This is a genomic window from Rhodococcus sp. 06-418-5, assembly GCF_002258285.1.
Lineage (GTDB): Bacteria > Actinomycetota > Actinomycetes > Mycobacteriales > Mycobacteriaceae > Rhodococcoides.
The window spans coordinates 66034-81772 of record NZ_NOYE01000006.1; the positions used below are offsets into that span (position 1 = coordinate 66034).

A 15739-nucleotide genomic window follows, 5' to 3' on the forward strand; every position below is an offset into this window, starting at 1 on the left:
TTGGACCGTAACGTGCTTACCGGACACTTCAGACACCTCGATTGACGCGACTGCTATCAACTGGCTATTGCTCCGATCCGGTAGAGGGCGTTGCCGCCATTGTGGAATTGCGCGAGGGCGCGCAAGAGTTCGTCGGTTTCGGGTTCTGGGTCGACATCGATGTCGGCGAGGTTCGCGAGCAGTTGGTCGATCAGCTCCTGGGTCTTGCTGATCTCGTCGCTCCCGTGGGTAGCGATGATCGCCAGTCTCCAGAGACCTTCTCGGAACGGTTCGACGGTGACGCCGCGGTTTGCGGTGGTGAGCGCGGCGGAAAGATCTCCGGTCTTTATTTGTCTGGTGGCGAGCTCTTCGAGGGCATCCGCGAGGGTCGAGATCATGTGCTGCTGTAGGTTTCGTGCCCACCCGTAACGGTCTGACCGTGTCCCGGCGAATGGTTGATCGTTTACCAGTTCTGCAGCCGTCCGCAATTCCGCATCGGTGGCGGCGGCCGGAGTGGTGTCGATCAGTTGTTGCCAGTAGTCCCAGTCCGATCGGACATCGGGGTGCAGTCGGTAGCCGGTGCGGCCGGTGCGGTCGCCGTGCTTCGGAAATGCCTGCTCACCGTTCTCTGTCTCTCCCAACCAATTTCGCAGTCTCGAGAGGTAGTTCTGGCGTCGTGTCGCCTTCTTTTTCGGCTGATCCTCCAGAGGGAGTTTGTCGAAATTGTCTGCAGGCCAGATCTTTTTGTCGATGGAGTCGTGTTTGATTCCCGGGTGGATGGAGAGAAGAGCGGCGATCTCGGTTAGGAGTACTTCACGGCCGTCCTTGGGTGGCTCCCCGGTCGGGGTGGTGACTGCTGGTTTCCCGAGAAGATGGAGCCAGAGATGTCCCGGGGCCGGTACGTCACCAGCGACAGGAGCGATGGGTGGGGCCTGGTCGTCGTACCTGATCGCTTCTGGGGATGTCCACTGCGCGGCGTCCGGGCTGTAGGTCGGAACGTTTGTGACGTCGGGGGCGGTCTCCGATGCGGTAGTTCCGTTCAGCAGCAGCTGGTCGGTGGGGTCGATCGTGGTGACGGAGTCGAGGAAGGTCTCAGCGCTTTCGGCGTCGGTGAGGTGTGCGTCGATTTCGGCTGCAGCCCAGGGGTCGTGCATGGACGACTCTGTGGGGATAGCTGGCTGTGTGGCGGTCGCGAGGTAGGCGGTAATGCCTTCATATTGGTCCGGCTCGAGAAATGCTGGCTGGAATGCGAAGCCGCCGTCGGTGTCTCGTTTGACAAGGCTTGCGGTGTTGCGGTCGACGATGTCGAGTGTCCACGCGGCCTGGGTGTTCTCGCTGGCGGTGCTGGCGGTGCTGGCGGCAGCGAACGCCACGCGCGGTGTGGCGGCCAGGATCTGATCGAGTGATTGCTGTTGGTCGGCCGTCAACTGACTCGCGATGAGAACTACTTCGGGGGCGGTCATTTCGCTTGTGTCGTAGATCGAACGGGCCGCTGCAATGCTGTCGATGTGTTGTTCGACGAGGGTGTCTTGGTCACGTTCGGCTTGTCGGGCGAGTCTGGCCAGCACTTCGCCTGGTTGGTCGGTGTGCTCGATTCGACCGTTGCCGAACAGTTCGGGGAGCTCCTGTCCGAAACCGATCAGCGTCAGGTGCAGATTGTCGGCGAGCGGGGATTCGACGAGTTCGAGGGCCAGGGCCTGGAGAGTGCCGCGGGCGTGCTCTGGTGAAGCTGAGACGCCGAGGTAGCCGAGTTCTTCCAGGTTGAGAAGAACTTGGGTTCGGTCGTCTGTGGAACCGAGTGTCACGAGCGTGGGGTACGGGCTGATTGTGGTGGGTGCTGGGGCGATCCGGACGTCGGCGGGGAGGGTCCAGGTGCCGGTCTCTGATCTGAGCCACTGGTCCGGCAGTACGGAGTCATCAAGGATTACTAGCTCCACCGCATCGGGACCGATGAATGCGCCGAGTAATGCCGGCAGTGCGTTGCCCTGTGTCCGAGCGTGTTCGGCGATAGTCCTCAGTGCTTCGTCGAGCCGCGTGAGGACGTTGTTGTCCGCTGCAGAATGAATCTGTTCTTCCACAACTGCTGCAGCGCCCCAGGTTTGAGGGAGGGTCTCGCCTCTGCGGCGATCGTGCTGTTGACGGTGCCGGCGCAGCCCGAAGGCCCCAGCCAGTCCGATGGCCGCTAGGGCTGAGATACCGAGCCACAATGTGCTGTTCTGATCCTCGGAGACATCGCTTGGCTGCGCAGTGGCGGCGATATATACCGGGTCTGTCGTCGATGTATTCAGTGGGATCTGGGTGGCTGGCTGAGTCGGGGCGGGAGCTGCAGCAGGACTGGGTGACGACGTCTGCGCTGGAGCAGGCATTTGAGCGGGTGCCGGCCCGGGTGCCACAACATCTGCGCCCGCGGACTCAGCAGCAGGTTCGGAAGCTGCCACCGGGGCGGGAGCCTCTGCTGGCTCAGGGGCGGCCACCGGAGCAGGCGCTGGCTCAGGAACCGCCGACGGGGCGGGGGCCTCTGCCTGCTCAGGGGCTGCTGGAGCAGGCGCTGGCTCAGGAGCCGCCGCTGTCGGAGCAGGTAGCTGTGACGAAGCGCTGTTGAGTTCGATGCCGAAAATCTTCGCAGCGGCGGCGGCAGCGGCCTGCGCTTCTGCCTGAGCCTGTTCGTCACCGCCCGGAACCATCTCCGCTTGTTCCGGAACGTCGGTGCCACCCAGGAGAGGTGCAGCGGAGGACAGTTCAGGCGCTGCTGCGGGGGCCGGTTCAGGAGCGGCAGCCGGAGCCGGTTCGGGAGCGGCAGCGACCGGGGCCGGTTCAGGAGCGACGGTCGGTTCGGGCACAGCAGCAGGTACAGGAGCGGCAGCAACCGGGGCCGGGTCGGGGGAAGCAACCGGACCCGGTTCGGGCGTGACGGTCTCGGCGGTTTGATCGTTGACGGTGAGCTGCTGGCCGACGTGGATGATTGTCGACGGTGCAGTTCCGTCGGCGTTGATGATTTCTTTGTAGCGGTGTCCGTCACCCAGATGTTGCTCGGCGATGCTCCAGAGACTGTCGCCTTCTCGAACTGTGTAGGCCCCGTCGACGGTTGTGGGTGCGGCGGCGGGGAGCTGAAGTTTCCATCCTGGTTGCAGCCATCCGTCGACGGTCAGGACGTCGGCGTTGAGTTGCTTGATCTCGGTGTATCGAAAGCCATCGCCAAGGTGGCGTTCTGCGAGTTTCCATAGGCTGTCGCCCTGCTGCACCGTGATGGTTTCCCCGTTGATGGGGCGGGCGGGGGCTTCTGCTGGATGCGGTTGGCTTTGTTGCGTTACTTGGATCGGTGCCGAGTGGGCAGGGGCGTCGAAGAGCGGTAGTGCTGTGGCGGTGAGGGGTTGGGCTGTGGCGGTGCCCGCTGTTACCAGCATGAGCGCTCCGCCTATGAGAACGGAGGCGCTTCGCTGCTGGAAGCCGAGGCCTCGGAGTTGAGGTGCTTTGATGCCGCGTAGTGCTGCGACGAGTTCGATGACGGTGCTGAAGGTGAAGGTGGCCCAGGCGAGCCAGCCGATCCAGGTCACGAATCCGAGGAAGAGTGATCCGTCGTCTTGGGTGGTCAGAGCTGTTTTGATCTGGTCGAGATCGGGCAGCGTCGTCGGTATTGGGTTGCCGCGGAATGTCCACAGTGCGAGCGGAATTCCGACGACGAGGACGAGTAGGACGATCAGGTAGAGCAAACCAGTCAAGCGCCGTCGGATGGTGGTCATGCGGGTGTCCTTTCCGATGGCTGCAGGGTGGCCGGGGTCGTGCAGCGTTGCGCCGCGAGCTGTCGAATCACGTCCTCCGTCTTCTCGTGGAGTTCTGCGACTCGTCTGCTCTGCGGTCGATTGGTCATGGTGTGCCGGGGATTCCGAGGTTGGTGCGGTTCAGGTTGACGGTGGCTGTTCCGATGATCTGCTGTGGCCCGACGCCGATCAAACCGAGGACACGGGGTTGGTAGGTCGTTGTGGTGGTGATCAGCAGTGTTGTCGGTCCGGTCTGCACGACGACGCCGGGGATTCCTGCTGCGGCAAGGTATTTGGTGGCTTTGGCTTGGGCTGTCAGCGGGTTGACGACGACGTTGGTACCGCGGACTGCGAGTGGTTCGATGATGGCTTGTCCTGCCCCGCGGGCTGCTTCTTCAGCGACTTGCTCGGCGCGCTGCTTGGCGTAAACTTTGCCGCCGCCGTCGACGACGAGACCCATCATGATCAGCAACGCCATGGCTGTGATGACGCTCCACATGGCGATGGTTCCGGCGTCGTTGTGCGCGTCTCGCCGTGTGCAGGCGGCCACCGCCCGGCGTAGTGCTTCGGTCATCAGGCGCGCTCCCGGTAGGTGTCGACGGGTGAAGTCGCGGTTGCTGTGATGGTCCGTGAGCCCATGACTTGCGGGAATCCGAGTGCGTCGAGGGAGATGACGCACGTGACGGTGGCCGAGACGGAAGCCGTGACGCCGGGGCGAGTTCTGAATCCGCCGAGGTCGGTGTTGACGTTGAGAGCGGAACAGGTGAGCCCTCGTGCTGCCAGGTCGTTTCGCGCGGCTGCTTGCGCATCGGGGGCTGCGGAGAACGCCGTTCGCGCGATGGAGGCGGTACGCGCGGCCTCGTTCGCGGCGTGGACTACTTTCTGGTGCGCTTGCGCGAGAACGCCGAAGGTGACGATCAGTGCGATCAGGAACAGTGTGGCGGGGGCGACGATGACAGTCTGCAGGGCCGATCCTCGGTCGTCGGCTCTGGCTGCGGCTGCCAGCTGGCGCAGTTTGTTCGCGGTGTTCATCTGGTTCCTGGGGCAGTGACTCGTTCAACGGGAAGCGTCTCGCTGACATTGATGTCGAGGGAGAAGAAGGGGATGAGGCGGATGGGTTGTCCGGTGATCTGGACAGTTGCTTCTCGCAAGCCTCGGTTGACGACAATGACGGGTGCTCGAAGGGTCGTCGGGCCGGCGGTGGATGCGAAGGCGTAGCCCGCCGCTGTTCCGGCCGCAGCGCTGCCGAATTGCGATCGCGCTTGTCGTAGAGCTTCTTCACCGGTCGAAATCGCTACGGTCCGTGCGTGAGCGTAGAGAGCTGCCTGGATTGCGATGAGGAAGAGCAGTAGGACGACGCCGAATACCACGACTGTTTCGAGGGCTGCGCCGCGGTCGTCTCGACGTATGCGGGTGAGCCATTCGCGTAGTGGTACATGTGTGTCGGTGAGCAACGCTGGTCCTCCCCTGTCTCGTTGGGCGAGTGGTGGGGTTACTGGATTCGGTTGAGGTAGCGCTGTGCAACCACGGTGATTCCGGCGACGATAGCGATGGCGAGGATGACGAGGCCGGCGGTGATGACGACGGTCTCCATGCTGTAGCCCTTGTCGCTTTTGCGTCCGCCGGCGCGCTCGGTCATCCGGGTATAGGAGAACAGTGCCAATGCGAACAGTGTTGCGGTGGTTGCTGCGATCCGGTTTGCGATTGTGCGCGATGCTGCCATGTGACGTTTCCCTTCGATATGTAAAAGCCCTGGTTATGACGGTTCTGGATGCCGGTCAGACTATCGCCAAGACCGGACACTTCGAGCAGGTGAAGTGCACGGATCGGTGTTTGCACAGCTCAAACTTGGTAGTTGATCGTTGAATGACAACGCATTCGGGTTGTTCGGTCTAGACGCCGCCCATGATGTTCACTCCGGCCGGCACGATCAGCATGATCATGAACAGCACGGCCAAGGTGCCGAGAGGTGCGTCCATCTTCTTCGTTTTGGCTCCTGCTTCGCCTTGTTCTTTCGAGAGCAGGGCACTGCGGAGCGCTCCGGCCCGCGCGGCAAGAGTGTCGGCCACGCTCGCTCCCTGGTCGCCGGTATAGGTCATGATGTCCGCGAGATCTCCCAACTCCGGCAGCGCCAGTTCGGCTGCAAGATTGGACAGAGCAGCCCATGGTGCCTGTCCGGCGAGGGACGCTTTCTGAAGCTCGGCATCCAGACGTAGAAACACCCAGCTATCGCCCACTGCGGCAGCGCGTTCGAGACTTTGGAATGCAGCGACGCCGCCACTTCGGTTCAACGAAACGAAGTCGATGAACGCCGCCAATGCTCGGGTGAATTCGAGTCGGGCACTAGCGGCGCGAGTCTTGACGTCGGCGTCGGGCGCGAAGAATCCCACCAGCGCCAGGACGAGGGAACCGGCTACGGGAAAAGTCAGGGGCACTGCCATGCCGAACAGCGCCAGGAGTGCGATCGAAATCGGCGCGATGATCAGACCTATTGCAGCGGAAAGGATTTTGTCTCCGATGAACTTTTGTGGAGTTTCTCGGAGGATCGCCAGGTCCGCGGTCGGGATCCTGAACCACGCCTGCGATCGCAGCCGCGGGTAGAAGCGGGCACCGACCTTGTAGGACAGGGCATCCGAACCGGTGAGGTCGTCACCGCCGCGGGTGTCGACGGTGTACGGGTCCGGGGCTGCACCGGACAGTCGTTCCATGGCATCGCCGAGTGCTGGGTCGGCCGGCAGTATGCGGAGAACGAGGAGGATCAAGCCGAGAGCGGCGAGAGCGGCAAGGGCGATCGCCCAGAGCTCGAAGTTGTTCATACTGCGCTCCTCTCACGTGCGGTGTTTGCTGCGTCGCGGTCCTTGGTGCCGATGAACCTGGGGTATTTCACTGGCAAGGTGTATCGCTTCATCCACCCGAGCACCAGGCCGAAACCGATGAATTCGAGGAACAGAACGGGCTGGAGGAGGGGCTGTTTGTACGGGTCCATGTAGTTGGTGAACAGGAACAACCCAACGATGACAACGACGGTGATGACGGTGACCCCGCGAGCGGTCGTGCGGGGCCCTTGCCGTTCCGCTTCGGCCGTTCTGCGGTTGCGCACGTTCTCTGCCACCGATTCTGAAAGTCGCTTCAAGGCTGCGGTGAGTCCGGAGCCGCGCAGGCGAGCTGCCTGCCGCAGTGCACCGACCACGTAGTCGCCGGTGGAATCGTCGAGATCGTCTGCGAACCGAAGCAACGCTTCGTCGATCGACACATTGCCACGCAGGCGCGTGATGAGGCTCGTAATTTCCGGACGCAATGCTTGAGGCATTCCCCTGTGCGTTGCGATGATGGCCTGTTCGAGGCCGGATCCTGCTGCGAGCACTCCAGTCAGGTTGCGCACCCATTCTTCGAGGGCATTGAGGCGTTCGATGTCGTCGGCGGCGGCTGACGATCCGAGTAGGTAGGGGACGCCTACTGCTGCGATCGGAATGATGGGGAAGAGTACGAACCATCCACTGAGGAGCCATGCAGCAAGGCCGACGGCAGTTCCGATGGCGAGGAGTAATTTTGTCCGCCGGGCAATCCGCGCACGTGAGGTGCGGTGGCGTGTCGGCGCAGTCGGGTCGCGGCGATCGCGAATTCCGTTGGCAAAAAACCACATCCCGGCGGCAAAGACAAGGACGATACCGACGGCCGTGAACGTGTACATCAGAGCCCACCACCTGTGATCGTGTTGATGGGGATTTGGTTCGGACTGAAACCGCCTGCGTAGAGCTTGCGGAGCAAAGCTGGGGGCAAAGTTCCGTATTCGCCGGTCCCGCCCGGCTTTCCTTCGTAAATTTTGGTTACTGCGGGCATGGCGTTTTCGCCGGCCTCGATATGGATGACCTCGCTGACGAATCGGACCTGACGCCTCTCGCCGGTGTCGGTAAATTCGTAGTCCGTCTGCAGCTGAATGATCAGATTGATGTGGTGTGCCACTTGGCGGTAGGCGTACTCGACCGGCACTCCTGCTTCGAGGGCGCAGGTGACGAGGCGGTCGATCGCGCCGGCGGCATGCTCGGCGTGCGTGGTACTCAGGGAGCCTTTGGCCATCTGCATTGCTTTGAACATGTCGATGATCTCGCCGCCGGCTACCTCTCCGACGATGACACGGTCGAGCTGCATTCGCACGAACTGGTAAAGGATGTCGGACAGCGTCGTCGCGCCGCGTAGCGCTCCGGTCAGCTCGTTTCGTTCGCCGCCGCCGGTGATTGCCTCGGCTGCAACAACATACGGTCTGCGACCGTCGAGTTTGTCGAGGAACAGTTCGTACTCTGTCTCTGCTGTGCCGATCCGTGTTTGCAGGGGAAGGCAGTTGGCGAGCGCACGAAGGTTGGTTGTTTTACCTGATCCCATGGGCCCGGAGATCACGATGGAGGCACCACCGATGACTGCGGCGCTGAGGATCTCGGACAACAGTTGGGGCATAACACCCATTTCGACCATCTTGTCGATGGTCACATCCTTGTGGCGGTGCATGCGGATGGCGATACTGGGATGGCGGACCGAGTAGCCCATCGCGGACAAGCGGATGTCGCCGGGCAGATTGAGGCGGAGGTTGGGGTTGACCTGCGAGAACGGTCGTCCACCACCGGGTGCGCGCTGCGCGAGGTTGGTGAGCCAGTCGTAGAGCTCTTCGTCGCTGTCCGCGATCGGCGGTCGTGCCTGCAGACTCCCGTCGGGGTACATCACAATGACGCTGTCGCCGTTGATGAGGATGTTCTCGACGTTCGGGTCGTCGACGAGCGGCTGAAGTGGGCCGAGTCCGAACAGCGTGTCGAAGACCGCTTTGACCAGCGTCTGTTCCTCTTGGACGCTCAGCTGTTCGTGACCGGTGTCGATCGCGGACTGCACTTCTTTGCTGACGAGATCTATGACGATCTGCCTGCCCGACTCACGCTCCTCGTCCGGGGTCATGGCAGTGACGCCCAGCTCAGGGTTGAGGGCCTGATCTGCTCGTTGGGTCTTACGGAGAGAGAGGATTTCGGATGCTTCTTTGGTCAGTTGCTTGACCAATTGGTGGTTGGTCCTCGCGACGTCCGACCGCTCAGCTGGAAATGGTGATGGCGATGTGAACGGGACCGTCTCGAGTCGCTCGGGTTCCGGGTGGGAGTGGCGACCGTCCTTGCCGGCTGCGGCGAGCAGACCTGCAGATGAGGAGCCGTATTGCCCGCTCCTGTAACGAGTTATCTCGTTGTCGCCATCGTCGAGGATGATCGGATCGGCGGCAAACATCGGTAGGTCGGGTAGGGCTGGTCGCTCGTCGTAGTCGAAGTCGGGGGCGTTGTTGGTCATGCGGGTGTTCTCCCTTTGGCCTTGTCGGCTCGTTACGCGGGCTGTGAGCTGTATGGCGAGTTGGCGATCCATACGGGCTGGTGCGTTTCGTGGAAGCGCTCGATCTTTTGCCAGGTTCCGTCGATTGCGCGTAGATAGCTTGATCGACGTCGCCGCCAATTACTGAGCGAGGCACCTTCGGAAAAAACTTGCGCGTGTACCGGTGATTCGGGAAGGACTGCGATGACGTCGAGGCCGGTCGCCGCGGCGGTCTCGGCTGCGCTGTAGGGCTCGGTACCCCTGACAATGAGGCCGATGCTGGCCGGCGACTTCGTATTCTCCAGATGCTGCTGTAGTGGGCCCAAGCCAGCACGAACCGCTGCCACTGCGGTCCTGGTCGGTCTGAGCATTATGGCGATAACGTCACTGTGACGGATCAGGTCTTGATGTCCGGACCGTAGATTGAGGCGACCGGCGTCGACGAGCAGGTCACCGCCGCCCTGTTTCGACAACAACGCCAGATGTGCCCCCAACGGGCCCCACGTCGACTTCATCGATTCCGTTTGAGCTGCATTGACCAGGCCGGGGACGAACCATCCTTGCGCCTTGGTCGGCTCCTCTGGATCGAACGGCCCGATTCTAACTATTTGGTGCTGGAAGGCTGGGCCTATTCGGCCGTGCCTGTTCGGCTCGACCAGTTGGATGATCGATCGGTCGTGCCGGCGGCGCGCGTGAAAGTACCCGGCCAGCGTCGGGGACGATCCGATCGGATCGGCCTCGATGTACAGCAGCTTGCGGGAGTCTGCGGTGAGAGCGATGCCCAGGCCGGTCGTCGAGACGCCTGGCGAGCCGGAGATCGAGGTCAGGGTGACGAGCATGGCTCAGCGCTCCCGGGAGTCGAGGACGATGGCGACGCGGTTGGTGGCGGCTCGGGCGGCGATCCAGCTGGCCTCGTCTTTCTTGACCAGAACGTCCACTGTCGTCTGTCCGGTCTCGGGGATGTCCTTCACGGCAACGACCTGTGCGTTCGCGGTGACCGGACCCTGCACCGGGGAATCGTCTTGATCTCGGGGAGTGTCGACGATCCGGACGTTGTCGCCTGCGAGCAGTGGCTCTGCGGGAAGTTTGCCGATTGCGACGGTGATGCCGACCAAAGTGTTGTCCCCGCTGGGGATTACGGCGTTGGTGAACGACGATGGGTTCAGTGCCGATCCGCTCAGGAGCGGAACTGCTGCGCTCTGGCCCACGACCGATGCTTTGTCTGTGGCAGGAACGGTCGCGATGGTCGCATCGCTGTTGACCTCTGCGGTTTTGAGGTCGTCGGTGGTGATCGTCTCCCCCTGTGGCACGTCGCGGGCGAGCACCAGAATTGTCGTGGTGGCGCGCATGGCGTTCACCAAAAAGACCGCTCCTACGATTGCGACGGTCATCAAGGCGACTCCCGCGATCCAGTACGACCGTCGACGGCGCACTTTGGTGGTGGATACGACTTCGGTGAAGTCATGGCCCGGCTTAGGAGATGCCTCTCTTGCGCTGCGCGGCTCCCCCACTGTGGCGGTCGATGTCTTTTCTTTGAGATTGCCGAACATGGGCATAGCTCAGTCACTTTCCGTTTGTGTCGTGGCGTCGAGGCCGAGATGTGCTTTGAGGGCAGTTCCGATGAGGTGGCTGCGGGAACGGGCCTTGAACTGGTCTTTCAGTTGATCGATGATCACCCAGTCATCGGCGTACAACCCGACCGTGACTCCCTTCTTCTCCGCCTTACCCTCAGACGGCTTCCCACCTACTCCCCTGGCGCGGAACAGACCTCCGCCGACCTTGCCTCCCGGAAACAGAAGGCTTTCGAGATCGCTGTGGACATCCTCGATAGCAGTGATGACCACCTCGCCGTGGGTTCTCCCTGTCCGTTTGCTCTCCTTCGCCAGACCGTGTGCAACCCCGACAGCAAGATGAACCGTCGACGGCACAATCGTGTCGTCGTGCCCCAATTCAGCTGCACCAGAGGATGTCTCCTCCTCGTTTGAACTCAACTGCACCACCTCCGCTGACATAGCACTTATCGATCCGGCCGGCGGCGGTGGCATGAAGGCTGCCCCGAGCGACTGTCGCGCAGGCGGAGATGTCGGCACGTTCGCACTCTCAGCGCTGTCGGTCCTCACTCACGATCCTTCCGATGTCCCCGTGTACCTGAGTCGCAGGCTTGAGTGCGACGTACGAGATATACCGGGTCTCCCGGACACCGCGAACAGCGTCGATCCGAACCGAACCCTGCAAAACGAACCCCGTGTTCGTCCCGCAAGAGGACCCCATCCCCTCCCCACCAGGACAAAGGCTATCTCCACCTCAACAACAGTGGTGATCAACACGCGGTACATAACATTTCAGTAACAAGGTAGTCGATCGCGCACTCGTTCAGTTCCGAAGCAAACGCGGCGCGGCACCGACCCCTGACGGTCCGTGCCGCAAGCAATGTCCTCTGCAACTTCTACGGGCCGTTGACTGACTCTCAACCGAACTGCACTCGGCGCTGCCTCTTGACTCCAAGACAAGTTGGATTATGATCACTGCCACGTGATCACAACACGATTTTGTTATCGTTTGACACTCATGTCGGACTGATGTGGTTCTCGTGACTCAGTGCTATTTGATTTGATGGCTTTCATGTGTGTCCACAATCTGCCGCCAATGTTTCTTCAACGCAGCGTCGTTCACCGACGATCTTGAACCGATCGCCATGCAGAGCTCACCAGGAAAACCACCACATCTACCTCTTCGGCCGTGGGCACAGTCATAGAACTGATGCCAGAGGGGTGGTGACACACCACCATTTACCTGCAACCATTGAACGATGAGCTTCTCCGACACCGCCACCGCGCCAGGCAGCGGCGTCGCAGCCCGAACGCTCGACGACCTACGATGGCACCGCGAGTTCCATCGTCAGTCCCAGTTTCGCTGGTGGGACACCGAGGCCGCGCTCGTTGCCACCGAATTCACTCGTGGACAGGACCAGTTCCACACAGTGCACGACCTGGCACAACTGGAGCGATGTCGGCTAGCGCTCGCCGACTACACCACGACCTGCCAGCGAGCCCTGGGCCGCGCCCTCAAACAGTCACAACACGTTCTCGACACGCAGAGCTGGACTTTCGCGACTGATGCGCTCCTGCTGTTGCCGTGGACATGCGAGCAGAGCAGCTACCTTGCGACCTGGGCCGACCCGCACGATCCGACAGCTCTGAGCAACCCTCAAGTCCGGCGCATTCAACGTTCCTGTGAGCGCATGATGTTCGGAAATCCCCTCATTCTTAGTTGGGAATTGAGCCACCTGTGGAGCCTCTACCGAGCCGCCGAGACACTGCTCGAAGACACCCTTGTAGATCTCACCGTTGAACTCTCAGAATCAGTCCCTGACGCCACCCTGCTGTGGGCCACCCAAATGGCGTCGAAGATCGGTCTGGAACAACGGATAGCCGAACAGCGAACGACCCGCGGAGAGCCTGGCGATCCCCGCCGCCGACTGCGTCAGAGCTATTCGGATCTACGCTGATTGGAACGCGAACAGTCCCCCGTTGACCTGGCGTCTTATGTGAAATTCGTGCCAGGCTCGCGTCGAACTACGTAGCAATCCTCGCACTCCCCTACCGATACCTCTCCCCTCAACACTTCGCTTGAGCCTTCGCGAAGCCAGCAGAGCCTGCGGATTGGGAGTCGCGGCCATGATCGCAGCTCGAATCGCACGCTGATTCGCACATATCGACGCTTTGTTGATCCGACATAACTACCCACTCTCGATCCCGTTCATCATCCCAGTGCTCTGCTCCCCTACCTCCGTTACCGTCTACCGGGCAATCATCCCAACACAATGGGCGTAGCACTTCGTAGTACTCCTCGCACAGTAAAGCGTTGGTTTCATCGCGTACTAAACCGCGTGTTTGAGGGCGTACAAATACGCTTGTTACACCGTTGGTTAATACGCGTAATACTACGCATGCAATACCGGGTATAACTCCGCACGTCAACACGCGGGTTAATTACCGTTTTGGTCAGCACATCAATGCCCGTGTTTCTTCACGTGTTAACAAGGGTGTTGATATGCGACTTAACGTGCGTATTGGTACGCTGTTACTAGGGCGCAGCACTACATGTTTTATTGCGCGTGTTTTGCCGCGTAAGAGTGCGAGCATTGATACGCATGGTGTTACGCGACTTAGACCGTGTTGACTGACGTGCGTGACTGGGCGTACTCTCGCGCACACAACCACGCACGACAACCTGCGCATCCGCCCGCACAAGAGCGTGCGGGACAAGTCGAGCCGCTCGCACGTACCGATTCGGCACCGTGAACGCCTCCCGGTCACGCTTCTCCACGGCAGCGCTCGAATAGATGCACGCGGATCCAGGACTCTGGAAGGAAGGTTCTATCGATGGCAATATCAAATTCCCTCGCAGTCACCCAAGGTAAAGGGGGAGTGGGCAAGACGACGGTTGTTGCCAACCTCGCAGGCCTGTTCGCCGCTGCCGGCTACCGTGTTCTCGTCGGGGAGTTCGACCCTCAGGGCAACCTGGCCCGCGATTTCGGTTACGAAAAGCAGTCCGGTGAAGAACTTCTGATGTCGTTGATGTCAGGCGGACAACCCCCGATCATCAAAGACGTCCGACCCGGTCTAGACGTCATTCCCGCTGGTCCTGCGCTCGTCGACGTTGCTGGCATGATGCTCTCCAGGCTCAGCCGCGGGGGCGAATCGCTGGGGCAGATCCTCCACAAAGTCCTTGCCCCGATCGTTCCCGACTACGACATTGTTCTCTTCGATACCCCGCCAGGCGACGTGATCATCGGTGATGCGGTGCTGTACTGCACGTCGTCCGTTCTCATCCCTACTCGCGCCGACGATGGCAGCCTCGACGGCCTCGACCGCGTCGCCGAGCGCTTCGCGCGTGCCCGGGAGCACAATCCGCAACTGAGATTGGCTGGCATGCTTCTGTTTGCGGTCGGCAGTAGGTCACAACGGCTCCAGGACCAGGTGAGGGAAAGTATTACGCAAGCCATTCCTGACACCATTGCCCCCATCTTCGGCACGACAATCCGCTACATGGAGAGCGCCGCTGCCGACGCGCGGCGGCATGGGCTCCTAGCTCACGAACTCGAAGGCGCTACTGCTAGCGCAAAGAAGGCTCGGTTGAAAGCGCTGAGGGACAAGGTGAAACCACCCAGCCTTCTGCTCTCTCGGGATGCAACCGGGTTGGCGGATGACTACGAGGCCCTAGCAGCTGAGGTCTTGCAACGCTTGGCCGAGCTTGCTGCCGAAGCCGATCACGCAGAAGAGGTAGCACCCGCATGAGCACCACTGATCGCAAGAAGCGACCCAGCCTGGCGGACCAATTCGACAAGCCCGCTCCCCGTGGATCTGGCCTCGCCAACATTTTCCCTCGCAATGGAACGGGTTCCCTCGCCAGGCCTGCCGCAGTGGAACCACGCTCGACCGACGTGGCTGCCGAAAGAGCCGTCGACGAGCCGCACGTACAGGCTCCGGACGTGACATCTGCACCGGATGCTCCTGTAGCACCTGCACCAGAGCCTCCGACCGAGGTTGCTACATCTGCCTCGCCCTCCGGGGGCAGCACTGCCGCAACCGAGGACGTAGCCACCACACCCGAAACCGGGGCCGACACCGCTACAGCGGAGCCGTTGGCTGCGATTGTCGGTGATGAAGATGTGCGCCCGATCGCGGTCTACGTTCCCGCGACGGTCAAAGAGGCCTGGAAGACGCGATCTCAGCGGGAGAAGAAGTCCTACGGCGAGATCGTCGAGGATGCCTTCGCCGCGCACACCCCGGAAACCTTGGTTCGCCTCTTCGCCCCTCGCGCCGTCGAATCGCCACGCGGTGGCATGCCGCGTCTGGCCCGCCCGAAGGTCGCGAGCGGGGGAGTGGAGGTGCGTCCACATCTGTGGGTAGCCCAGACCCGATGGATAGACGAGCAGGTAGAAGCAAGTCCGCTCATCCCCTCACGAAGCGCGCTGATTGCTGCGGTCGTTGAGGACTATCTGATCTCTTGATCCGCCGGGCCAGAGCGTCTTGCTCCTGGCTCCCCACCGTGCTCCCCACCATGCTCCCCACTCCGGTGGGGAGCGTTTTTTTGCCTTTGAGCTGCCCTTATCTCCATGCTCCCCATGCTCCCCACATAAAAGAGCCAAGGTCACGCGTATATCGATGAAGGGGCTTGCGCAGCGGGTCGGTTCGACGAGCTGGGGTGTTCGTCGTGTCCGGTGCCGCAGAGACAATGTCGAGAGATTTCGCCACTTCTGTCACAGAGGTAGATCGAGACGGATCTACCTGTCATGTGTGGTGCGAGGGCGGGTACGGACGAGGTGCGGAGGAACATGTGAACGTGGCACGACAGGCAGGCGACACACCGGATGTCGCGGCCTCCCTGTTTCTGTTACCGAATCCGTTTAATGTGATCGCATGGCTGGAAGCAAACCTGGGAGAGAGTCGAAGGGCCCTCGCATACCCGCAATGGTGCGCACGCCCGACACGCAGTATGCGCATTACAAAAACGAGGCCGACGCCCTTGGCCTCGACCTCAGCGACTACTACGTCTATGTCATGGCGCTGCACCATGATCTACCCATGCCGCATTACATCCAAGATCGAATCGATCCCGCACAGTACAAGCTGGGCGCGTGATGACCTACCCCTAGACAG

Annotated in this window: 15 protein-coding genes; 4 read left to right on the forward strand and 11 right to left on the reverse strand. The window is 61.3% G+C overall.

The features are described 5' to 3' along the window. Positions 1-56: 56 nt before the first annotated feature. The 11 genes from CH274_RS29875 to CH274_RS01600 form a co-directional block, all read right to left on the reverse strand. Complete coding sequence (locus CH274_RS29875; protein WP_015586082.1) at positions 57-3719, reverse strand: LysM peptidoglycan-binding domain-containing protein; 3663 nt, start codon at positions 3717-3719, stop codon at positions 57-59. A 124-nt stretch (positions 3720-3843) separates the two neighbouring features. Continuing rightward, entirely contained in the window at positions 3844-4311 is a 468-nt protein-coding gene (locus CH274_RS01555; RefSeq protein ID WP_015586080.1) for a pilus assembly protein TadG-related protein, read from the reverse strand. Then, positions 4311-4769 carry a TadE family protein gene (locus CH274_RS01560; protein WP_015586079.1) on the reverse strand — a complete coding sequence of 153 codons (459 nt, stop codon included), beginning with the start codon at positions 4767-4769 and terminating at the stop codon, positions 4311-4313. Before CH274_RS01560 ends, CH274_RS01555 begins: the two co-directional genes overlap by 1 nt. Further along, positions 4766-5191 (reverse strand): type II secretion system protein, encoded by a 426-nt coding sequence (locus tag CH274_RS01565; RefSeq protein ID WP_015586078.1) that lies wholly within the window; start codon positions 5189-5191, stop codon positions 4766-4768. The genes CH274_RS01560 and CH274_RS01565 overlap by 4 nt, the downstream gene beginning before the upstream one ends. Before the next feature lie 38 nt (positions 5192-5229). Beyond that, complete coding sequence (locus tag CH274_RS01570; RefSeq protein WP_015586077.1) at positions 5230-5460, reverse strand: hypothetical protein; 231 nt, start codon at positions 5458-5460, stop codon at positions 5230-5232. A 169-nt stretch (positions 5461-5629) separates the two neighbouring features. After that, a complete protein-coding gene (locus CH274_RS01575; RefSeq protein ID WP_032364991.1) occupies positions 5630-6553 on the reverse strand; it encodes a type II secretion system F family protein in 924 nt (307 codons plus the stop codon). Continuing rightward, on the reverse strand, positions 6550-7428 hold the full coding sequence (locus CH274_RS01580) for a type II secretion system F family protein (RefSeq protein ID WP_052047795.1): 879 nt from the start codon (positions 7426-7428) through the stop codon (positions 6550-6552). Before CH274_RS01580 ends, CH274_RS01575 begins: the two co-directional genes overlap by 4 nt. Next, a complete protein-coding gene (locus CH274_RS29880) occupies positions 7428-9128 on the reverse strand; it encodes a CpaF family protein (RefSeq protein ID WP_080730058.1) in 1701 nt (566 codons plus the stop codon). The genes CH274_RS01580 and CH274_RS29880 overlap by 1 nt, the downstream gene beginning before the upstream one ends. Then, the gene (locus CH274_RS29610) at positions 9089-9913 is read right to left on the reverse strand and encodes a hypothetical protein (RefSeq protein ID WP_015586073.1); all 825 of its coding nucleotides are present in this window, start codon (positions 9911-9913) and stop codon (positions 9089-9091) included. Before CH274_RS29610 ends, CH274_RS29880 begins: the two co-directional genes overlap by 40 nt. Before the next feature lie 3 nt (positions 9914-9916). Further along, the gene (locus CH274_RS01595) at positions 9917-10465 is read right to left on the reverse strand and encodes an SAF domain-containing protein (RefSeq protein WP_230591630.1); all 549 of its coding nucleotides are present in this window, start codon (positions 10463-10465) and stop codon (positions 9917-9919) included. A gap of 168 nt (positions 10466-10633) precedes the next feature. Beyond that, on the reverse strand, positions 10634-11194 hold the full coding sequence (locus CH274_RS01600) for a hypothetical protein (protein ID WP_139278540.1): 561 nt from the start codon (positions 11192-11194) through the stop codon (positions 10634-10636). A gap of 689 nt (positions 11195-11883) precedes the next feature. On the opposite strand from CH274_RS01600, the gene CH274_RS01605 reads away from it, so the two are divergent. From CH274_RS01605 to CH274_RS29035, 4 genes are all read left to right on the forward strand, one after another. Then, positions 11884-12582 (forward strand): hypothetical protein, encoded by a 699-nt coding sequence (locus CH274_RS01605; RefSeq protein ID WP_015586069.1) that lies wholly within the window; start codon positions 11884-11886, stop codon positions 12580-12582. A gap of 877 nt (positions 12583-13459) precedes the next feature. Then, the gene (locus CH274_RS01610; protein ID WP_015586067.1) at positions 13460-14374 is read left to right on the forward strand and encodes a ParA family protein; all 915 of its coding nucleotides are present in this window, start codon (positions 13460-13462) and stop codon (positions 14372-14374) included. Beyond that, complete coding sequence (locus tag CH274_RS01615) at positions 14371-15090, forward strand: hypothetical protein (protein ID WP_032364990.1); 720 nt, start codon at positions 14371-14373, stop codon at positions 15088-15090. Before CH274_RS01610 ends, CH274_RS01615 begins: the two co-directional genes overlap by 4 nt. Positions 15091-15550: 460 nt before the next feature. Next, complete coding sequence (locus CH274_RS29035) at positions 15551-15721, forward strand: hypothetical protein (protein ID WP_015586065.1); 171 nt, start codon at positions 15551-15553, stop codon at positions 15719-15721. Positions 15722-15739 lie beyond the last annotated feature (18 nt).